The 19,649-nt window shown below is 34.9% G+C and carries 22 protein-coding genes and 1 pseudogene; 16 read left to right on the top strand and 7 right to left on the bottom strand.

The features are described 5' to 3' along the window. Positions 1-33: 33 nt before the first annotated feature. From ABJF08_RS06165 to tsaB, 13 genes are all read left to right on the top strand, one after another. Entirely contained in the window at positions 34-1,035 is a 1,002-nt protein-coding gene (locus ABJF08_RS06165) for a cytochrome c oxidase subunit 3 (protein WP_348115202.1), read from the top strand. A gap of 17 nt (positions 1,036-1,052) precedes the next feature. Then, complete coding sequence (locus ABJF08_RS06160) at positions 1,053-1,448, top strand: cytochrome C oxidase subunit IV family protein (RefSeq protein WP_298952214.1); 396 nt, start codon at positions 1,053-1,055, stop codon at positions 1,446-1,448. A gap of 73 nt (positions 1,449-1,521) precedes the next feature. Then, positions 1,522-2,223 carry a membrane or secreted protein gene (locus ABJF08_RS06155; RefSeq protein WP_348115201.1) on the top strand — a complete coding sequence of 234 codons (702 nt, stop codon included), beginning with the start codon at positions 1,522-1,524 and terminating at the stop codon, positions 2,221-2,223. Then, positions 2,213-2,926: an SCO family protein gene (locus ABJF08_RS06150; RefSeq protein ID WP_348115200.1), complete on the top strand. Its 714-nt coding sequence runs from the start codon at positions 2,213-2,215 to the stop codon at positions 2,924-2,926. The genes ABJF08_RS06155 and ABJF08_RS06150 overlap by 11 nt, the downstream gene beginning before the upstream one ends. Positions 2,927-2,929: 3 nt before the next feature. Continuing rightward, complete coding sequence (locus ABJF08_RS06145) at positions 2,930-3,451, top strand: DUF420 domain-containing protein (RefSeq protein ID WP_348115199.1); 522 nt, start codon at positions 2,930-2,932, stop codon at positions 3,449-3,451. Between the two features lie 9 nt (positions 3,452-3,460). Further along, positions 3,461-3,688: a hypothetical protein gene (locus ABJF08_RS06140; RefSeq protein ID WP_348115198.1), complete on the top strand. Its 228-nt coding sequence runs from the start codon at positions 3,461-3,463 to the stop codon at positions 3,686-3,688. A 147-nt stretch (positions 3,689-3,835) separates the two neighbouring features. Further along, positions 3,836-4,537 (top strand): ABC transporter ATP-binding protein, encoded by a 702-nt coding sequence (locus ABJF08_RS06135; RefSeq protein WP_348115197.1) that lies wholly within the window; start codon positions 3,836-3,838, stop codon positions 4,535-4,537. Next, positions 4,530-5,777: an ABC transporter permease gene (locus tag ABJF08_RS06130; RefSeq protein WP_348115196.1), complete on the top strand. Its 1,248-nt coding sequence runs from the start codon at positions 4,530-4,532 to the stop codon at positions 5,775-5,777. The genes ABJF08_RS06135 and ABJF08_RS06130 overlap by 8 nt, the downstream gene beginning before the upstream one ends. 1 nt (position 5,778) lies before the next feature. Further along, entirely contained in the window at positions 5,779-7,038 is a 1,260-nt protein-coding gene (locus ABJF08_RS06125) for an ABC transporter permease (RefSeq protein WP_348115195.1), read from the top strand. 28 nt (positions 7,039-7,066) lie between these two features. Further along, complete coding sequence (locus tag ABJF08_RS06120) at positions 7,067-8,224, top strand: HlyD family efflux transporter periplasmic adaptor subunit (protein WP_348115194.1); 1,158 nt, start codon at positions 7,067-7,069, stop codon at positions 8,222-8,224. A 68-nt stretch (positions 8,225-8,292) separates the two neighbouring features. Beyond that, positions 8,293-9,729: a TolC family protein gene (locus ABJF08_RS06115; protein ID WP_348115193.1), complete on the top strand. Its 1,437-nt coding sequence runs from the start codon at positions 8,293-8,295 to the stop codon at positions 9,727-9,729. 9 nt (positions 9,730-9,738) lie between these two features. Continuing rightward, complete coding sequence (locus ABJF08_RS06110) at positions 9,739-11,016, top strand: efflux RND transporter periplasmic adaptor subunit (protein ID WP_348115192.1); 1,278 nt, start codon at positions 9,739-9,741, stop codon at positions 11,014-11,016. A gap of 22 nt (positions 11,017-11,038) precedes the next feature. Continuing rightward, on the top strand, positions 11,039-11,719 hold the full coding sequence (tsaB, locus tag ABJF08_RS06105) for a tRNA (adenosine(37)-N6)-threonylcarbamoyltransferase complex dimerization subunit type 1 TsaB (protein WP_348115191.1): 681 nt from the start codon (positions 11,039-11,041) through the stop codon (positions 11,717-11,719). Between the two features lie 2 nt (positions 11,720-11,721). Here tsaB and ABJF08_RS06100 read toward each other — a convergent pair whose 3' ends face one another. Then, positions 11,722-11,922 carry a dodecin family protein gene (locus ABJF08_RS06100; protein ID WP_104514356.1) on the bottom strand — a complete coding sequence of 67 codons (201 nt, stop codon included), beginning with the start codon at positions 11,920-11,922 and terminating at the stop codon, positions 11,722-11,724. Positions 11,923-11,966: 44 nt separating this feature from the next. Continuing rightward, positions 11,967-12,878 carry a NifU family protein gene (locus ABJF08_RS06095; RefSeq protein ID WP_348115190.1) on the bottom strand — a complete coding sequence of 304 codons (912 nt, stop codon included), beginning with the start codon at positions 12,876-12,878 and terminating at the stop codon, positions 11,967-11,969. A gap of 347 nt (positions 12,879-13,225) precedes the next feature. On the opposite strand from ABJF08_RS06095, the gene ABJF08_RS06090 reads away from it, so the two are divergent. The 3 genes from ABJF08_RS06090 to ABJF08_RS06080 all read left to right on the top strand — a co-directional run bounded on the left by ABJF08_RS06090 (position 13,226) and on the right by ABJF08_RS06080 (position 15,593). After that, complete coding sequence (locus ABJF08_RS06090) at positions 13,226-14,227, top strand: type IX secretion system membrane protein PorP/SprF (RefSeq protein WP_348115189.1); 1,002 nt, start codon at positions 13,226-13,228, stop codon at positions 14,225-14,227. Between the two features lie 147 nt (positions 14,228-14,374). Next, on the top strand, positions 14,375-14,914 hold the full coding sequence (locus tag ABJF08_RS06085; protein WP_348115232.1) for an RNA methyltransferase: 540 nt from the start codon (positions 14,375-14,377) through the stop codon (positions 14,912-14,914). A gap of 4 nt (positions 14,915-14,918) precedes the next feature. After that, complete coding sequence (locus ABJF08_RS06080) at positions 14,919-15,593, top strand: hypothetical protein (RefSeq protein WP_348115188.1); 675 nt, start codon at positions 14,919-14,921, stop codon at positions 15,591-15,593. A gap of 16 nt (positions 15,594-15,609) precedes the next feature. Here the strand turns inward: ABJF08_RS06080 and ABJF08_RS06075 are convergent, their stop codons facing one another. The 5 genes and pseudogenes from ABJF08_RS06075 to ABJF08_RS06055 all read right to left on the bottom strand — a co-directional run bounded on the left by ABJF08_RS06075 (position 15,610) and on the right by ABJF08_RS06055 (position 19,636). After that, positions 15,610-17,388 (bottom strand): DNA mismatch repair protein MutS, encoded by a 1,779-nt coding sequence (locus tag ABJF08_RS06075; RefSeq protein WP_348115187.1) that lies wholly within the window; start codon positions 17,386-17,388, stop codon positions 15,610-15,612. Then, positions 17,389-17,757 (bottom strand): annotated as a pseudogene (locus tag ABJF08_RS06070) (MmcQ/YjbR family DNA-binding protein). 1 nt (position 17,758) lies between these two features. After that, positions 17,759-18,379: a DUF4230 domain-containing protein gene (locus ABJF08_RS06065; RefSeq protein ID WP_348115186.1), complete on the bottom strand. Its 621-nt coding sequence runs from the start codon at positions 18,377-18,379 to the stop codon at positions 17,759-17,761. Between the two features lie 9 nt (positions 18,380-18,388). Next, positions 18,389-19,126, bottom strand: coding sequence for a cyclase family protein (locus tag ABJF08_RS06060; RefSeq protein ID WP_348115185.1), 738 nt, complete (start codon positions 19,124-19,126; stop codon positions 18,389-18,391). Between the two features lie 120 nt (positions 19,127-19,246). After that, the gene (locus tag ABJF08_RS06055; protein WP_348115184.1) at positions 19,247-19,636 is read right to left on the bottom strand and encodes a hypothetical protein; all 390 of its coding nucleotides are present in this window, start codon (positions 19,634-19,636) and stop codon (positions 19,247-19,249) included. Between the last annotated feature and the right edge of the window lie 13 nt (positions 19,637-19,649).

The following is a 19,649-nucleotide window of genomic DNA, read 5'->3' as shown; positions in this document are numbered from 1 at the left end:
ATTTTTGCAATATATTACAACTAATCTAAAGTTATGGACACAACAGTAGCTACTACTGGTACCGAAGGTCAAAAATGGGGTGGAGCGTCTAAGCCGCTTAACGTCAGCTACGGGAAAATGATGATGTGGTTTTTCATCCTATCGGATGCATTAACCTTCACAGGATTTCTTGCAGCCTACGGTTTCTCAAGATTTAAATTTATAGAAGAATGGCCTATCGCAGATGAGGTGTTCAATCACTTCCCATTCTTACATGGCACTGATGCGCCTATGTTCTATGTGGCATTGATGACCTTTATTCTTATCGGTTCTTCTGTTACTATGGTACTTGCAGTAGATGCAGGACACCACATGAATAAGAAAAAAGTATCTCTTTATATGTTACTTACTATTATCGGAGGTTTGATATTCGTAGGCTCTCAGGCTTGGGAATGGAAAAACTTTATCGCTGGTGAGTATGGTGCAGTAAAGACTAAAGGTGGTAAAATACTTCAGTTCTTAGATGTTAAAACTGGTGAAAGAGTCGCTTTAAATGAGTTTGTTGAAGTAGGTCCTAGAGATGTAGATACTTACGGTAATAGCGAAGGTATCTGGTATACTACTTCTGGTGAGTACAATGCTACTTATACTATTGAAGAGGTTAAGAAAGGTTTTGTAGATAATCCTAATGTTACTATAAGAACACAACAGTTAATCGTAAATGAAGAAACTGGTGCTAGTGAGAAATTAGTTCTTTCTAGAGAAGATGCTTTAATAAAATTAAATAAAGACGCTGTAGGTGTTGTGGAAGGTGCAAACCTTACTGAAAATGAATACGGTGCTCCTCTATTTGCAGACTTCTTTTTCTTTATTACTGGTTTTCACGGTTTTCACGTTTTCTCTGGTGTAATTTTTAATATTATCATTTTCTTTAATGTTCTTTTAGGAACATATGAGAAAAGACGTAGTTATGAAATGGTAGAGAAAGTAGGTCTTTACTGGCACTTTGTAGATTTAGTTTGGGTATTTGTATTTACATTCTTCTACCTAGTTTAATTTTTTAAGATATTCAAATGGCAGATCACGCAGCACACGACGGACATAAATTAGCGATTTTTAGAGGGACTTTAAAGTTCAAGTCTAATACGCAAAAGATTTGGGGTGTATTAATATTCCTTTCTTTGATTACGATTGTAGAAGTAGCTTTAGGTTACATTAAACCAGATTTTTTAAATGGGAAAATTATAGGTCTCAAATTATTAAACTGGATATTTATAATTCTTACTTTAGTAAAAGCTTATTATATCACATGGGACTTCATGCACATGAGAGATGAAACGAGCGGCTTAAGAAGATCTGTGGTATGGACTTCAGTTTTCTTAATTATATACTTAATGGTTATTCTGTTAGTAGAAGGAGAGTATATCTATCAAGTTTATAAAAATGCAGCTGTAAGTTTTGACTTCTAGTGGCTACTAAATAAACATATAAAAAAGGACGGTTTTTCCGTCCTTTTTTATACCTCATTTTTAAATAAGAATTATGTCTAAATTTCCTGAAGCCGAAGGGATTAAGCAAACTAATAGAGTTGCAATTATTAGTGTATTAGTTATACTGTTTGCTTTACCATTACTTACTTATTTGTTTTTCTTAAATGGAGAACATCATTTTAAAACTTTGCCTATTGTCACAGAAAAGATTTCAGGTCTAGATGGTTTTAAGAATTTAGATGGCGAGCCTATTCATTTAAAAGACAGTGTCTCTATTATTACTTTCTTAGGTAGTGACCCATATAAAAGAATAGGGTATGTTTCTAACGTAAATGAAAAGGTTTACAAGGACTTCCATGAGTTTGATGGATTTCAAATGATAAGTATTCTTCCAGAAACTGGGGTGGAAGATATAGAAGAGATCAAACTGCAAATGGAAGAAAGTACAGATCTCAAAGATTGGCATTTTTTAGTAGGTAGTGAAAACGCGATAAATAAGTTATTTAATTCTTTTGAGTCTGACTTAAGTCTTAATAAAGATCTGTCTTCAGAGCATGCGTTTATAATCGATAAACAAATGTCCTTGAGAGGTCGCAATGACGATCCTGAACTAGGAATGGTTTATGGTTATGATACATATCTTATCGCAAATCTTAATAAAAGAATGATGGATGATATGAGAGTCTTGCTCGCAGAGTATAGATTTGCATTTAAGAAAAATAGAGATCAAAAAATACAGAAAGATGAGCGATAAGAAAAGCGATACTCCTTACTACGTTGGATTAGGTATTATAATTATCATTTTCGGTTATTTTGCTATTACTAACGTGGTTCATTATGTGAATAAAGATAAGATAGTAGATAGCAACAGGTCAGAAGATCGCGTGCCTGTGGGAGATAAGTTTCTTAAAAAATTCAATAAGGTTCCAGATTTTAAATTTGTAAACCAAGATGGTGATACGATTACAAATGACTCTCTTCTTGGTAAAGTCTATGTAATTGACTTCTTCTTTACTACCTGTCCTACCATCTGCACACCTATGAGTATAAATATGTCTAAGGTTAGTGAAGCACTTTCTAGTCACGAAGATTTCAGAACTGTTTCCATAACTATAGATCCAGATCACGATCAACCAGCTGTTTTAAAAGAGTATGCTGCTAAGTATCATGCAAATGATCACTGGCAATTTCTAGTAGGAGATAAAGAAGCTACTTATAAACTAAGTCGTGAAGGGTTTAACGCTTATGTAGGTGAGAGTGATGACGAGGCGATACGTTTTGAACACAGCGGTAATTTTGCATTAGTAGATCGAGACGGTTACATACGTTCTCGTAAGGTGCGTATCGATAAGGATAATGAAAACTGGATATATCACTATAGTGGTGTTCAGGAAAATGATATACCTGCTCAATTAAACGAGATAATTGAGGATGCAGAAACACTTTTAAATAAGTAAGACATGTTAGAGAAAAGAGGTCCGGCAATTATTATAATCATATCGATTCTAGTACCGCTAGTAGTAGTTTTTTTAATGCTCATGCCAGAGCGTTATAACTTTTTGGGTATAGATTCTGGTTTATTACCATTATTCCATGCTGTTATTAATGGTATGACTGCTGTATTATTAACTACAGGTTTTATTCTTATTAAAAAGCAAAGTAGGACGGCGCACAGGTGGGTAATGACTACAGCTTTTTTGTTGAGTGCTGTGTTTTTAGTTAGTTACGTGATTTCTAAAATAAGCAATGACCCAGTACCTTATCCAGATGAAGCACCGCTCAAAGCACTTTATTTATTTATACTTTTAACTCACATCGTTCTTTCTGGTATTATTTTACCATTAGTGTTGTACACGATGTACTTTGCATGGAATAAAAAGTTTGAAAAACACAAAAAGATAGCTCGTTGGACATTTCCTATTTGGTTATATGTTGCTGTTACTGGTGTTTTAGTGTATGTTTTCATGCAGCCTTACTACTAATATTTTACTATGAAAAAGTTATTTATTCTAGTTATTGTTTTTAGTTTTCCCGCTTTCGCGAAAGCGCAATGCGCCATGTGCCGTGCCGTTATAGAAAGCTCTGGAGATACCGCAGCTGCCGAAGGACTTAACAACGGAATTACCTACTTAATGGTGTTTCCATACTTGTTAGTCGGTGCGATTATTTACATGATTTATAGAAATACCCAAAAGGGGACTAAGGAAAGTGATTCGTAATAATCTGTAAGTCACTATCTATAGAGATTTCAAATAGATGTCGATTTATAGATATTAACATTTTATTATAATTTTTAGTGTAACAAGTGCGCAATTTTAGGGTCTATTAGAAATAGGCCTTTTAATTAGGTTTCATAAACACTAGCCATGATCGAAATTACTAATCTGCAGAAGTCTTACGTTACAGGAAATACCTCATTGCATGTTTTAAAAGGTATTGATTTTTCCGTAAAAGAAGGTGAATTAGTTTCTATTATGGGATCTTCAGGATCTGGAAAATCTACACTTCTTAATATATTAGGTATGTTAGATGAGGCAGATCAAGGTACTTACCTGCTGGATAATACTCCTATAAAAAATCTAAATGAAAAGATTGCTGCACAATATCGCAACAAGTTTTTAGGATTTATTTTTCAATCTTTTAATTTGATCAATTATAAAACGGCAGTTGATAACGTAGCGTTGCCTCTTTATTATCAAAAAGTAGGTCGTAAAGAACGTGATGAAAAAGCTATGCACTATCTAGAAAAAGTAGGTCTTGCAGACTGGGCAAATCACTTGCCTAACCAGCTTTCTGGTGGTCAGAAACAACGTGTTGCTATAGCACGTGCTCTCGCTAGTGATCCTAAGGTTTTACTTGCCGATGAGCCTACAGGAGCTCTAGATACAAAAACTTCTTATGAGGTTATGGAACTTATTCAAGGTATCAACGATGAAGGTAGAACTATTCTTATCGTAACTCACGAACCAGATATAGCCGAAATGACTAAGCGTGTCGTGAATCTTAAGGATGGGAGAATTATAGACGATAGATTAGTAAATCAGGTTAAAGCATCTGCTCATGTTTAATATTGAGAGATGGCAAGAAATTTTTGAAACCATAAGTAAAAATAAGCTGCGTACTTTTTTGACCAGTCTGTCTGTCGCAGCAGGTATATTTATACTCGTTATTCTTTTAGGGTTTTCTTCTGGTATAGAAAATGGTGTTCGCGCTCAGTTTGAGGGAGACGCTACTAACCGCATACAGGTAAGTACGCGTACGACTACCAAAGGTTACAATGGTCTTAACCCTGGTAGGCAGTTGCAAATGACTAATTCTGATTATGAGACTCTTAATAGTAAGTATGAAGATCAAATAGAATACAAGACTAGTCTTTATAATACATGGGGTGGAGAGGTTAATTATAAAGAAAAGCAAGGGACTTACCGTATAGAAGGTGCCTTCCCAGATCAACAATTTATTGAAAATGCAACTTTAACTCAAGGACGATTCTTAAGTCAGTCCGATGTGGATGAGTCTCGTAAAGTTGCCGTGTTAGGATATCAAATGAAGGAAGATCTTTTTCCAGATACGGATCCTATAGGAGAGATTATTCTACTCAATAATAATATTAATTTTACCGTAGTCGGTGTTTATACAGATCCTGGTGGTAGTCGAGAAGAATCTAGGTTATTCATCCCTATGACAACAGCTCAAAAGGTTTTTAACGCAGGTCAAAATATCAATCGTATTGCTTATACCATAAAGATGAGTGATGACTTTGATGAGGCTGTGGCTTTAAGCGCTGCGCTGACTAAATCCATAGATCAAGATTTAAGAACAAAATTCAGTGTTGCGCCAGATGATAGAATTGCGGTAAGAGTTGATGATACTCTTGAAGAGGCTAAGAAAATTTATAGCTTAATAGACACGATAAGAATGGTATTTTGGTTCATAGGTATAGGTACTATTATCGCAGGTGTAGTAGGTGTAGGGAATATCATGTTGATCGTTGTAAAAGAGAGAACAAAAGAGATAGGAATACGTAAGGCTCTAGGTGCGCTGCCTGGTGAAATTGTATGGATGATTTTGCAAGAGTCTATTTTTATAACCGCGCTTTCTGGTTTAATAGGTCTATTTGCTGGTGTAGGATTATTACAGTTGATCGCGCCATATGCAGAGACTGATTTTATAAATAACCCTACAGTAGATTTTACTACTTCTATAACTACAGTTATTATACTAATTGTCGCAGGTACATTAGCTGGATTTATACCTGCTAGACGAGCAGCAAATATTAAACCTATAGAAGCCTTAAGAGACGAGTAATATGTTCAATAGAGACCGCTGGATAGAAATAATAGAAGCACTTAATGCTAATAAGTTGAGAACATTGCTTACCGCTTTTGGTGTGTTTTGGGGTATATTTATTTTAGTAGCATTACTAGCATTAACTAATGGATTGAGAAATGGTGCTACTGCAAATTTTGCAAATAGTGCTACTAACTCTATGTTCATGTGGGGACAAAGTACATCCATACCTTACAAAGGAATGAACAAAGGTCGTAGAGTTCAATTTAAACTTTCTGATGTAGAGGTTCTAAAAGAAAAAATACCTTCTCTTAAATATGTTTCTCCGAGACAACAATTAGGTGGTTATCAAGGTGCAAACAACGTGACTCGTGATGAGAAAACTGGAGCTTTTCAAGTAAACGGTGATTATCCAGAATACATTTACCAACAGTATATGGATATTGTAAAGGGCAGATGGCTCAATTACTCTGATATTCAAAAAGAAATGAAAAGTGCTGTAATAGGTACTGATGTAGTAAAATCACTTTATGACATAGGTGAAGAACCTATAGGAACATATATAAAATTACAAGGAGTAAATTTTAAGGTAGTAGGTGTTTTTGAAAATCCTAATACGCAAGGAGATAGTGAGGAAGAGGCTAATACTATTTTTATACCATTTACGTCATTTGCCAAAGCATTCAATACTGCAGATAATGTACAATGGATGGCTATAACAGCTCGTGATAATGTAAGTATAACAGATGTTAAAGAGCAGGTTCTCTCTGTTATGAGAGAGCAACGTAGTGTCCATCCAGATGATAAACGTGCGATAGGTAATTTTGATAGAGCAGAGCTGTTTGCAAAATTCACAGGCTTATTTGATATTCTCTCTTTCGTAGGGTATTTTGTAGGTGCATTGGTTCTACTTTCCGGTGGTATAGGTATTTCTAACATTATGCTTATTGTAGTTAAAGAACGTACTAATGAAATAGGTGTACGTCGCGCTTTAGGTGCTACTCCTTGGGCTATTAAATCTCAAATTTTACAAGAGTCTATCGTATTGACATTAATTTCAGGGCTTGCAGGTATTGCGTTTTCGGCAGGGCTTATTTGGTTTATGAATTATTTCTTAGATAATAATGGTCCAGTAGAAAACTTTGCAAACCCTTCAGTAAATATTGTAGTAGTAGTTATTGCTTTAATCATATTAAGTATAGCTGGACTACTCGCTGGTTTTATCCCAGCCTCTCGAGCTACCACGATGAAACCGGTAGATGCTTTAAGAACAGAATAAATAAGAATCATCCATTAATAAATCATAAATGAAACGTACAGGAACCGTCATAACATTATTAGTAATCTTGCTTGCAGCAGCAGCAGGTATCTGGTATATCTATACTAAAGATCTTGAAGATCCTATGGAGTATAAGACAGAGCAAGCTGAGAAGAAAACTATTCTAAAAGAAACAGTTGCTACAGGTAGTATAGTCCCTAAAGAAGAGGTGAATATTAAACCTAATATTTCTGGTGTGATTGATAAAATACATGTAGAAGCAGGTGATTATGTAGAGGCTGGTGATTTAATAGCAGAAATTAAAGTAGTTCCTAATGTGAGTTCTCTTACTACGGCAAAAAATAATATCGCCGGACAGCGTACAGCTGTTGAAACTGCACAACTTGCTAGAGATAATCAAAAGGCTATTTATGATAGGCAAAAGGAGTTATTTGATAAAGGAGTAATCGCAGCAAATGACTTTGATATAGCACAAAATGCATACAATAATGCAGTACAGCGTTATAAACAAGAACAAGTGAGTTTAACTAGTTCTTTGCAAAACTATGACATTATTAGAACAGGAACTACTTCTGGATTAGGTGAATATGCCAATACTAGTGTACGTGCAACGGTTTCAGGTATGGTCTTAGATGTACCAGTAAAAGAAGGGAATCAAGTAATAGAAGCAAACAACTTTAATGACGGTACTTCTATAGCTGTTATTGCAGATGTTAAGAAAATGATTTTTGAAGGTAAAGTAGATGAGAGTGAAGTAGGGAAGATAAAAGAAGGACTACCATTAGAGATTACAGTAGGAGCTTATAATAATAAGAAATTTGATGCTGTTTTAGACTACATTGCTCCTAAAGGGCTATCAGAAAATGGAGCTATTCAATTTGAAATTAAGGGAACATTAAAAACTGTTGCGCAAGATTCTACATTTATACGTGCAGGTCTTAGCGCAAATGCAAGTATTATCTTAGATAGAGTAACTGATGTGCTAGCAGTTAAAGAGGCGCTTGTGCAATACGATCCTAAAACTAAAAAACCTTTTATAGAAATTCAGACTGGTGATCAAGAATTTGAAAGAAGAGATATAGAACTAGGTTTAAGCGATGGAATCAACGTAGAAATTAAAAATGGCGTTACAGAATCAGATGAGATTAAAGTTTGGAATCCTCTTAAAGCGCCAATTGGGCGTTAATTTTTAGAGGCTCCTATTTTTTCTGTAACAAATTACATTTTTAATCTACATATAGACATTATCACATTATGAAGAAGTTAATAATTTGCAGTATTGTTCTTTTAAGTTTCGCTTTCGCGAAAGCGCAATCGACAAAAGTCTGGACCCTACAAGAATGTGTCCAGTACGCTATTGAGAATAATATAGATATAAAACAAGCAGACCTGAATACGGAAGTTGCAAAGTTAGATAAGAAAGACGCCTTAGGTTCTTTCCTGCCTTCACTTAATGCAAGTGCTAGTAATTCATGGAATACAGGTCTTACTCAAAATATTACAACAGGAGTTTTACAAACTCAAACTACACGTAACTCCTCTTATGGAATTACATCTGGTGTAACACTATTTGATGGTTGGGCAAATGTTTATAGACTACAAAGAGCAAAGATGAGTATTCTAGCAAGAGAATATAATTCTGAGTTAATAGAAGATAATACCTTACTTAACGTAGCAAACTCTTATCTAAATGTTCTTTTTAATAAAGAAAATTTAAAAAGACTAGAAACTCAACATATACTGACTAAGGCTCAAATAGATCGCACTTCTCAACTAGTAGAAGCCGGTTCATTACCACGTGGTGATTTGTTAGAGATAGCAGCTACATATGCAAATGAAGAACAGCAAATTATATCTGCTACTAACAATATCGTTAATTCTAGAATCGCTTTAGCTCAAATTTTAAACTTAGATGATTTTACAAATTTTGATGTGCAGGACCCTAATTTAACTGATCCTAATGGTTTTGTTCTGGATAAAGCGGTGACAGATATTTATGAAAATGCACGTTCAAAAAGATTTGAAGTAAAAATAGCCGAACAAAATACGTTACTTGCAGAGCAAGATTATAAAATTGCAAAGGCAGCTGTGTTACCTAGACTTTCAGCTTTCTTTAATTACAATACGAGAGAGTCTGGACAGGGTAATTTTAATTCTTTTTTAGATACTAATGCACCTACTAGACAGATAGGTATTGTAGAAGGTACTAACCAGAGTGTTGTAGCTCCTAACTTCACATCTACGGTAGGTAACCCAGATCCATTTTTTGATCAATTATCTCGTAATGATGGTATCTCTTATGGACTAAGCCTTAGTGTACCTATTTTTAATGGTTGGTCTGTGAGCAATAATATTGCGCGTAGTAAGATTAATGTAGAAAGTAATAAACTTACAGAAGACCAGACTAAACTGACTCTAAAACGTAATATTTATCAAGCATATAACGATGCCAAAGGTTCTAAGGCAGCTTATGAAAGTGCTTCCTCTGCATTAGAGGCGAGAGAGCAGGCATTTGATTATGCTAGAGAGCGTTACAATGTAGGTCTTATGAATGCCTTTGACTTTAATCAGGCACAGACGGCACTTACTAATGCTCAAAGTTCTTTGTTAAGCAATAAATACGATTATATCTTTAAGCTAAAAGTATTGGAATTATTCAACGGCATAGCTCCAGAAGAATTAAAACTTTAAAACCCAACCATGAAAAAGGCGATAATAATTATAGTAATACTTCTAGCTATTGGAGCTATAGGCTTTTTTGGCTACCAGAAGATTGCTGGTTCTAGCGATAAAGGTATTTCTGTAGAGGTTATGGATGTGCAATCCATGAATATTATAGAAACGGTAAGTGCTACTGGTAAAATAACACCAGAAGTAGAGGTGAGTATATCGCCAGAAGTGCCAGGTGAGATTATCGAATTACCTATAAGAGAAGGACAGGCAGTTAAAAAAGGAGATTTACTTGCAAAGATAAATCCAGATTTACTGCAGTCTAACGTTAGTAGGTCTAGAGCTGGTCTAGCAAATACTAGAGCAGGTTATGAGCAATCAAAAGCAACTCTTGCCGAAGCTAAGGCTAACTACCAGCGTAGTTCTACCCTTTTTGAAAAAGGAGTGATTTCACAATCAGATTTTGATACAAGTACTGCATCTTATGAAAGAGCAAAAGCTGCAGAACGTTCTGCTTATTATTCAGTTCAAAGTGCTGGAGCAACAGTCAATGAAGCTACAGATAATTTAGGACGTACTAGCATTTTTGCACCTATGACAGGTACTATTTCTTTGCTAGCAGTAGAGTTAGGTGAGAGAGTAGTAGGTACACAACAAATGGCCGGTACAGAATTACTACGCGTTGCAGATCTTTCTCAAATGGAAGTGGAGGTAGATGTAAATGAAAATGATATCGTTAAGATAGAAGTAGGTGACAAAGCTATAGTAGAAGTAGACGCTTATCTTAAAAGAGAATTTAAAGGTGAGGTTACAGAAATAGCAAACACCGCAACAGGTACATTGAGTGCAGACCAGGTGACTAATTTTAAAGTAAAAGTTAGAATCTTGCCAGACAGCTATAAAGAGTTAGTAGAAGGTAAGAGTGAGAACTATAGTCCTTTTAAACCAGGTATGACCGCTACGGTAGACATTATTACTAGAGAAAAGAATGATGCAATCGCAGTGCCTATTAGTTCTATAGTTATTAAAAATGATACGGTAGAAAAAGCATTTCCATCTAAAAACGATGTTTCTACTAGCGATGAAAAATTTGAATGTGTTTATCTGGAAGTTAACGGTAAGGCAAAATTAAGAGTAGTAACAACAGGTATTCAAGACGATAAAAATATCGTTATACTTTCTGGTCTTGATAAAGGTGATAAAGTAATTACTGGACCTTATAGAACAGTTACCAAGACATTGAAATCAGGTAAAGCGGTAAACTCAAAGAATAACGATACTTCTAGAGAATACTCTACAGAAGAATAAGTAAACTAGCACATCTATCCCTATGGCTTTAATTTTATGTGTAGAAACTACCTCTACTAATTGTTCTGTTGCGCTAGCGTCAGATAATGGAGGTTTTAATAATCAGTATGGCATTGTTCACTGTCTAGATCTACTAGAAGATAATAGTGATGGTTATAGCCATGGAGAGCGACTACATATTTACATAAATGAGATCTTAACACGCAATAATATCACTGCAAACGATCTAGATGGTATTGCCGTTAGTGAAGGTCCAGGTTCTTACACCGGTTTACGTATAGGAGTTGCTACTGTAAAAGGATTGTGTTATGCCTTAGGTATACCTATGATGGCTGTGAGTACCTTAGAGTCTTTAAGTAAACAAAATACCAGTTCAAATATTTCTATCGCGATGTTAGATGCAAGAAGGATGGAAGTATATGCAGCGATATTTGATGGTACTGAGCAACTAGAATCTCCTGCTGCTGTTATATTAGATCAAGAAAGTTTTTCTCGCTTTCGCGAAAGCGGAACCGTAACATTCATCGGGACAGGTATTACTAAGTTCGAAGATCTTATAAAGGAAGAGCAACATACCTATACCACTTCTAATCCCACAGCGTTAACATTATGCGACCTAGCAATGGATAAGTATAAAAAAAGCGACACCGTAGATGTCGCTTATTTTGAACCTTTTTACCTTAAAGAATTTAAAGCAGGTTAAAATTAATTAACCTCAAAAGTGATTTTTACATTCACTCTGTATTCAGATACTTTACCATCTTTTACCTGAGCACTTTGCTCGTTTACGTAAACAGACCTTATGTTCTTGACACTTTTTGCAGCGTGTTCAACTGCTTTATTTGTTGCTTCTTCCCAGCTAGTGTCACTGTTTGCTAATACCTCGATTACTTTTAAAACTGCCATGGTTGTAATTTTTTATGATTATTTAATCATAAAAGATACACTTTTTAGCCATTTAGTGCAACTACTCTATCTATTTTACCTGGTATCATATCTTTAAGCATAGTCTCAATACCATTGCGCAAAGTCATGGTAGATGATGGACAGCCGCTACATGCACCTTGTAAAATCACTCTTACCTCACCACTACTTTCTTCATAACCTTCAAAGACTATATTACCTCCATCACTCGCGACAGCTGGTTTTATATATTCATCTAGAATTTCAACTATCTTTTTAGAGATGTCATCTAGGTTTTCAAATTTAGGTAGGTCTGTAGACTCTCCTTTTTCTTTTACAATAGCAGCACTTTCATGCTTAGTTTCACCTATAGAATTACCGTTTTCTATCGACTCTCTAATAAAAGAGCGCACCTCGTGAGTTACTTCGTCCCAAGAAATGACATCGTGCTTTTGAATAGAGATATAGTTTTCATCTACATAAAGCTCTTTAATAAAAGGGAATTTGTATAAATCTCTGGCTATTGTATTCGCTTCAGTATCATTAATGCTTTTAAACTCTTTGCTATTTACAGTAAGTTTTTTATTAGCAACAAATTTCATTGCATTAGGATTAGGAGTAGCCTCTGCATAAACAGTTACTGGCACTTTCTTCTTTTCTTGGTCTGTGGTAACTAGAGTAGCATCACTATTAAGAAAAGTCTCAATTTGCTCTGCCACCTCTGTTTGTACATCTGCCCATTCTACAATATCGTATTTTTCTATTGCGATAAAATTCTGTGCGATATAAACAGTTTTTACAAAAGGAAGGTAAAAAAGCTGTTGTGCTAGAGGTGATGGCTTTGCGTCATCTATATTTTTGAACTCGTAACTATGGTTTTTTACTAAGAAATGATTGCTTTCAAATTTCACAATCGACTCATTACTAGTATTTACAACCTTAATTTGATGATTTTCCATAACTATTTTTAATCTAACACAAAGATAAGGCGCTTAAGAAGGTAAAGCTTCATATAAATCAATCGATTAATTTTATGAGTGTTTTTGTTTTACCAATTCTGTAAGTTTATATCACAAATTTGTGATTTTATTTCATTAGTTGTTCAACATAATCCTTATAAACCCTTGTTCTAAAACAAAAATTTATATATTTGAAACCTTGTCATCTAATCCTAGATTTTTAGACGATGTTTTTCAGAAAATGCGCCCAAACAATTCATTTGTTTCATTTTCGAAAAATCAATTAACTAACAAGGTATAAAACATTTTTAACGTTTATAACGTTAGAGAGTTACACAAAACTAAACATGAAAAAACTATTCATTTTACTAGCTATCGTTTTTAGTGGTCAGCTAGCCATCGCACAAGAAGGTGTTCCAGTTTATTTAGATTATCTAACAGATAACTATTACTTACTTCACCCTTCTATGGCAGGAGCAGCAGCATGTGGTAAAGTAAGAGGTACAGTAAGACAGCAATGGTTTGATCAAGAAGATGCGCCTAACTTACAAACGTTAAGTTTTAATACAGGTATAGGAGAGAATAGTGGTATAGGAGCAATATTATTTAATGATAAGAACGGTTACCATTCACAGACTGGTGCTTATCTTTCTTACGCTTATCACCTACAGATAGGTGGTGGTTTTGAAGACTTAAACAGAATTTCCTTCGGTATGAGTGCTGGTCTAGTACAAAGTAGACTAGATGAGTCAGACTTTAACCTTGCAGACTTTGACCCAATTATCACAGGAGTTCTTAGAAGTGATTCTTACTTTAATGTAGATATAGGTATGTCATACTTCTACAAAGAATTTTATGCACACTTCACTGTAAAGAATGCACTTTTCCAAAACCGTGAAATCTATTCAGAAGGTTTTGAAAGTACTAACCAGCGTCGTTATGTTGCAACAGTAGGATATTTATTTGCTCCACGTAATAGTGACTGGCAGTGGGAACCATCTGTATTATATCAACGTACAGACCGTACAGGAGAACAGTTTATGGATATCAACGCAAAGGCTTATTATGACCTTAACGATACTAGTGTAATTTACATGGGACTTTCTTATCGTCAGAGTTTTGATGGAGCTGAGTTCTTAGATGGAACTAGCGTACAAGAACAAAACCTTTCTCTTCTTTCTCCTATTCTTGGTGTAAAGTACAAAGAATTTACATTCGGTTATAACTATAGTTACCAGTTTGGTGATGTACAGTTTGCAAATGGTGGTTTTCACCAGATTACTTTAGGTATCGATTTCTTATGTAGAAAAGATAGATGGAGTTGTAACTGTCCTGCAGTTAACTTGTAATCTTACATAACATTTTTATAATATAAAAGGATAGCTTTATGGCTATCCTTTTTTTGTGTTCCGCTTTCGCGAAAGCGGAATAATTACAACTCTTTACGCAAATAAAGTTTCTATAAAGAAAAGACAACTTCTTACCTTTGACACATGATGAGAAAACTACTTAACGAAGAACTGGATCGCCTTACTACTGAAGGTTTTAAAGAAAGTGATAAAACACCTTTGATAATTGTTTTAGATAACGTGCGTAGCTTAAATAATATAGGTTCTGTTTTCCGTAGTGCAGATGCTTATCGAGTTGAAAAAATCTATTTATGTGGAATCACTGCACAACCACCGCATAAAGACATTAGAAAAACAGCCTTGGGAGCTACAGAAACTATAGAATGGGAATATGTAGAGAATACTGTAGATATAGTAAACAAACTTAATGAGCGAGGTTATACGACTTGTGCTATAGAACAAGCAGAGCGCTCTCAAAATCTTTACAACTTCTCACCTTCAAAAGGTGATAAAGTTGCCATCTTTCTAGGTAACGAAGTAAAAGGTGTACAGCAAGAAGTAGTAGATGCGTGTAAAGAAGTTATAGAGCTAGATCAATACGGCACTAAACACAGTTTAAATATATCCGTTTGTGCTGGTATAGTGATTTATGATATCTTCAATAAAATTAGTTTACTAAGAAAGTAATTAGATGGAAGAAGGCCAAGAATCTCAAATTCTGGAAAACATACAGGAAGATATAAGTATAGGATTTTATAGTCATGAAGATATTTATGAAAGGGTATGGGATTTATGTACTGATGAAGGTCATACTATAGATTCAACGTGGCTCAATGCTAAGATTTCTCATGAAATGAAGCTCCATGAAAAGAGTAGTTCAAAATGGAGTAAGCCGACAGATTTTCAGAAACTAGTAAAAGCCTTTAATTCTCTTAGAAAATTAGGTGTGGTAAGTTTACATCATGCAGGTTTTACTAAGCAAGAAGGAGATTATGACTGTCGTGTGCTTTTGGATGAGCTAGTTGATTTAGGCTACTTGCTCAAAGGATACTGTTTTTATAATGAACAAGATATTACCGGTGTGATCGATAACATCGGCACGTTACATATAGGTTTTTACAGCAAAGAGAGTAACGAACAAGAAGCTATTATAATTGGACAGTTGATTATTAAAGAGCTGCAAGCTGTAGGTTTTGAAACCATTTGGAACAACTCTGTTGATCAACGTATAGCAATTAATAATTTTCTCTGGCAGAAAACCTACGATGGAATAGACTATAACCTTGAAGAAATTAATTCGTACCCTAGACAGGAAGTGGAGATGAAGCCAAAAGATAGCCAAAAACCATTTTGGAAATTTTGGTAAACGAGCATTTCAGATTTTAGTCATCAACAATTCCCATTTTTCTCAATAAGAAACTCGCATTCATATTAGTAGCGATACCATCTTTAAATTTATAATCAAAGGTGAGCTCGTCATTAGTGATGTCTGCGTCAAAGAAATAATTAGAGATCGTATCGTACTCATTTGCAACTTCAGTAAGACTTAAATCGTGTGTAGCGATAATTCCTGTCGCATGTTTTCTAGAGAGTTTCTCAATAAGCTTGCGAGAACCGTTAGCTTTATCCTGGCTGTTCGTCCCTTTAAGAATCTCATCAAGAACAATAAAATACCGATCGGTTTCTATTTTATCAACTATATATTTAAGACGTTTTAATTCACTAAAGAAGTACGATTCATCATCAGTTAAGGAATCACTAGTTCTCATACTTGTAATAAGCTTAATCGGGCTATAAGTAGCTTCTTTAGCACGTACTGGTAAACCTACATTAGAGAGTACTATCTTCATAGATACCGTTCTCAAGAATGTGCTTTTTCCTGCCATGTTTGCACCAGTAATGATAAAGAACTCACCAGAGGATATGTCTATATTGTTACCTATGGACTTATTAGGATCTAACAAAGGGTGATGTGCCTCTGTTGCTTTTAATTGAAAATCACCTGATACTATTTTAGGATAGGTAAAGTCAGGATGGTTGTAAGCAAAGTTACCTAACGAGCTCATCGCATCTATTTCTGCAGCGGCCTGTAACCAGTTCTCTATATGACTCGCATTTTCTTGCAGCCAGTTTTCTATAGTATGTACTTGTTTTAAATCCCAAAGTCCCAAACCATTTGCCATAACACCAAAAAGCATGTTATTTCTTTGGTCCAGTCTTCCTATGGATCTTGCTAGTTCATAAAAACGTTCTGAAGCCGGCGCTCCATCAGTTGTAATTTTTGATTTCAATTCTACTAGCAATTCACTTTCAAAATTTTCATTTTCTATCGCTAGTATTAACTGACTGTACTGACTAAAAAATAATTCCAGACTACTTATGTTACCAGAAAAAGCAGTGATTCTTTTAATGTATTTACCAGTAATTCCTAAACCTGCAAAAAACACAGCAGATGGTACATAACCGGTAACTAGATCGTAGAAGTATAAGGCAAATGTTGATATACTTAACGCTAGCCATAACCAGCACAACCATGAGAATATCTTAGGGACAAAAGATTCATAACCTTTTACCCATTCTAACATCGATTTAGGATTGCGCTCATTATCAAGCAATGTAGCTGTTGCCCAGAATTCCTGTCTAAAATCGACTTTATTTGCTAGTTCTTTTACAGCACCTTGCTTTTTCTCTATTTGAGAGATGTCGTTGCTGTTCAGTTTATGAGCAAGAGATTTAATACCATCTTTAGTAACACTTCTATTCAGGTATTGAAATATAGACCCTGCACCGAATAAATCAATGTCACGTCCATATTCGTGGTCTTCTGTTAGAAATTCTTTACCATCAGGAAAACCATGAAAATCACGATCTAGAATTTGTAATTCCTTACCATTAATATCTCTCAACGCTATTTGAAAATCGCGTTTGCGTTTTAAATTCTCATGTCTAGAAACTAAAAATAAGAAAATACCGAATATTACAAATGCAGCTAATAATGCATATTGCCAATAATCAAAAAGTAAATAAACGGCAGCACAACCGCCTATAAATATTAGAAACCGTATGGTGCTAGATAATCGCAATTGATTTTGTAAACGGTTGCTAGTGTCTGTAAACTGAGCAATGCGCCCGTTATAAAAGGTGTGGAGTTTTGAATCCAATTAGCTGTTTTTTAAAAGTTCTTTGTCTTTACGAGTCAGTTTTGCGACCACTAGATCATAACTGTGATCTATCCATTGTTGCAGTTCTTCTCGTGGCATATCACGGTCTGTGTATATGGTATTTCAGTGTTTTTTATTAGAATGAAAACCACCTATTACAGTGCCATCATATTGTTCTCTTAACTCTATAGCTTTGTCAGGGTCGCATTTAAGATTTATAGTTTTCTCTCCACGTTCCCATTTTTCGAGACCAGCGAGACAAAACATCTTATTCATAACCTTAAAAACTAAGGTCACTTCGTCAAATGGAAACTCTTCTGTAGCACCTTTTTTAGAAAGACAGTAGTCTCTTAGTTGATCTATTTCCATTTTATGAATCTAGCTTTTTAATCTTTTCAGATTCCTCTAGAACTAGAGCGTTATAATCTAGAGTCCATCCTATGGTAGCTGCGAGCCCTTCCATCATTTTAATGGCAAGAACAGCTTCTTTACGAGCCTGTTCCATAAGGCCACTTTCTGGTACTTTATCAATAATGTGTTGCTTTGCGTTGCGTGTTACCTCAGTAAGGTCGTCGCTAGTAAAGTAATTTGCCCATCCTTCTGACTTATCATAGTAACTAAAATCGGTTTCTATGCTCAAAATTTGCGGCTGTGGAAAGTTCTTTAGGACGATCGTTTTTTTCTCAGGATCACTATCCATTTCTATTTTAGTGAGGTCAAAGCCTATGTGTGCCTTTGCATTAATTAAGATAATGGCTTTTTTCTTTCCTAATAGAAAGTTGGCAATTTTATCCTTTACATTTTGATAGTGGTAGATTTCAGAAAAATCCCCTTCTACGGTTATGAATTTACAAACCGAGCGTATTTTCTCCATAAGAACAACACTTTGCTCGCGAGTGTTCTCTTTTTTGCCATTTTTAAAAAAGAATTTAAAAATAAAAAATGAAGCGACTGCTCCTAATGCCAGTCCGAGAAAAAATAATAATTCCATAAATCAAAGTTACAATATCTCGTAGAGAATAGGACGAGAAGGTGCAGCATCATTTTCTATAGGTGCTACTTGAAGATCTAGCATGTAAAAGCCGTCTTTTATCACATCAGGTACATAAATCAACTCGGTAATAGTAGCGTCCAGTCGTTGCTCACCATTAAAATTCCAAAATTCTTTATGCGCCAGCAACGCACCATTATCTTTTTCTTTATCCACACTAGGTAAATCTATGAGAATGTGTTGGATTCCGCTTTCGCGAAAGCGTAACATTAATCCAGCATCTACATACGGTGGATTGCTATTAGAATAATTCTTGCTCTTATTACTTTCTGGATTAGGCATGGTACGCAACACGACAGCCTTTATTCCAGTAGCTAAAGGAGTTGTTACCGATTCATTAATGACTAGATCGCCATCTATTTCTTGTGGTGTTACACTTATTAACTGCGCTTTAAAGAAGGTCTCATTTAGTACATTATTCACGCTGTGAAACTCTTCTGTAATGTGCCCAATACATTCCGTATGTGTTCCATGACTATGCGGATTAAAATTAACGTCATTAAAATTAGTCGAGCCGCCCAATTTAACATTACCCACATATCCATCTACTTCTACATGTTTAATAACAGGTTGATCTATGTACCACGCACCAACCCCAGCATTATTTTGTACCGCTAGACTAATATCATGTGGTTTTGAAAGATCTATAGATATTTGCTCTGCTTCTAGCTGTATGGTTGTTTTCATGTATGATATTTGTGGTTCAGATTTCTTTTGTTCTGTGCAACTGGTCAATATAATGGTAAGTAATAGAAAGTAATATTTCATAAATAACTTATTAATTTACATTTCGATAACTGAGTGATTCTAAATCTTTTTTTTACGAATTAAAAACTCTGATAGTTGATGTTTTAAAATATTAGACTCTTCGTAACTTATCTTTAATTTTGTTAAAGGTATTGATAGTTGTTGATGGAGATCGATTACTTCTATAACTGAATTATTTCCGTTATAATTTATGGTTTCAAAATCAGAAAAGAAATACTCTTTATGAACTTTATTTCTAATGATTACAATTATTCTTTTTTCAGTTAAAATGAGATGGTCAAGTTTCTTTCGACTTAAAAAATATACGGCAGAAAGTAGGGAGACCCAATTATTAAGAATTACCTCAAAAAAGGTTTGATCTGAATCTTTGACCAATAAAATAGTTCCAGATTCCTTCTCAATAATGTGATCGATCTCTTTCTTTGTCATTTTAGAAAAGCAA

This window comes from Nonlabens sp., assembly GCF_039941875.1.
Lineage (GTDB): Bacteria > Bacteroidota > Bacteroidia > Flavobacteriales > Flavobacteriaceae > Nonlabens.
Note: the sequence above shows the minus strand (reverse complement) of the source record. Positions and strands in the feature narration are given on the sequence as shown.

Coding starts and splice junctions, on each gene's coding strand:
- ABJF08_RS06100 (WP_104514356.1), bottom strand. CDS start 11,922: ATGGCAGTTTTAAAAGTAATCGAGGTATTAGCAAACAGTGACACTAGC.
- ABJF08_RS06110 (WP_348115192.1), top strand. CDS start 9,739: ATGAAAAAGGCGATAATAATTATAGTAATACTTCTAGCTATTGGAGCT.
- ABJF08_RS06155 (WP_348115201.1), top strand. CDS start 1,522: ATGTCTAAATTTCCTGAAGCCGAAGGGATTAAGCAAACTAATAGAGTT.
- ABJF08_RS06130 (WP_348115196.1), top strand. CDS start 4,530: ATGTTTAATATTGAGAGATGGCAAGAAATTTTTGAAACCATAAGTAAA.
- ABJF08_RS06150 (WP_348115200.1), top strand. CDS start 2,213: ATGAGCGATAAGAAAAGCGATACTCCTTACTACGTTGGATTAGGTATT.
- ABJF08_RS06080 (WP_348115188.1), top strand. CDS start 14,919: ATGGAAGAAGGCCAAGAATCTCAAATTCTGGAAAACATACAGGAAGAT.
- ABJF08_RS06135 (WP_348115197.1), top strand. CDS start 3,836: ATGATCGAAATTACTAATCTGCAGAAGTCTTACGTTACAGGAAATACC.
- ABJF08_RS06090 (WP_348115189.1), top strand. CDS start 13,226: ATGAAAAAACTATTCATTTTACTAGCTATCGTTTTTAGTGGTCAGCTA.
- ABJF08_RS06085 (WP_348115232.1), top strand. CDS start 14,375: ATGAGAAAACTACTTAACGAAGAACTGGATCGCCTTACTACTGAAGGT.
- ABJF08_RS06055 (WP_348115184.1), bottom strand. CDS start 19,636: ATGACAAAGAAAGAGATCGATCACATTATTGAGAAGGAATCTGGAACT.
- ABJF08_RS06115 (WP_348115193.1), top strand. CDS start 8,293: ATGAAGAAGTTAATAATTTGCAGTATTGTTCTTTTAAGTTTCGCTTTC.
- ABJF08_RS06120 (WP_348115194.1), top strand. CDS start 7,067: ATGAAACGTACAGGAACCGTCATAACATTATTAGTAATCTTGCTTGCA.
- ABJF08_RS06125 (WP_348115195.1), top strand. CDS start 5,779: ATGTTCAATAGAGACCGCTGGATAGAAATAATAGAAGCACTTAATGCT.
- ABJF08_RS06145 (WP_348115199.1), top strand. CDS start 2,930: ATGTTAGAGAAAAGAGGTCCGGCAATTATTATAATCATATCGATTCTA.
- ABJF08_RS06095 (WP_348115190.1), bottom strand. CDS start 12,878: ATGGAAAATCATCAAATTAAGGTTGTAAATACTAGTAATGAGTCGATT.
- ABJF08_RS06065 (WP_348115186.1), bottom strand. CDS start 18,379: ATGGAATTATTATTTTTTCTCGGACTGGCATTAGGAGCAGTCGCTTCA.
- ABJF08_RS06060 (WP_348115185.1), bottom strand. CDS start 19,126: ATGAAAACAACCATACAGCTAGAAGCAGAGCAAATATCTATAGATCTT.
- ABJF08_RS06140 (WP_348115198.1), top strand. CDS start 3,461: ATGAAAAAGTTATTTATTCTAGTTATTGTTTTTAGTTTTCCCGCTTTC.
- ABJF08_RS06160 (WP_298952214.1), top strand. CDS start 1,053: ATGGCAGATCACGCAGCACACGACGGACATAAATTAGCGATTTTTAGA.
- ABJF08_RS06165 (WP_348115202.1), top strand. CDS start 34: ATGGACACAACAGTAGCTACTACTGGTACCGAAGGTCAAAAATGGGGT.
- tsaB (WP_348115191.1), top strand. CDS start 11,039: ATGGCTTTAATTTTATGTGTAGAAACTACCTCTACTAATTGTTCTGTT.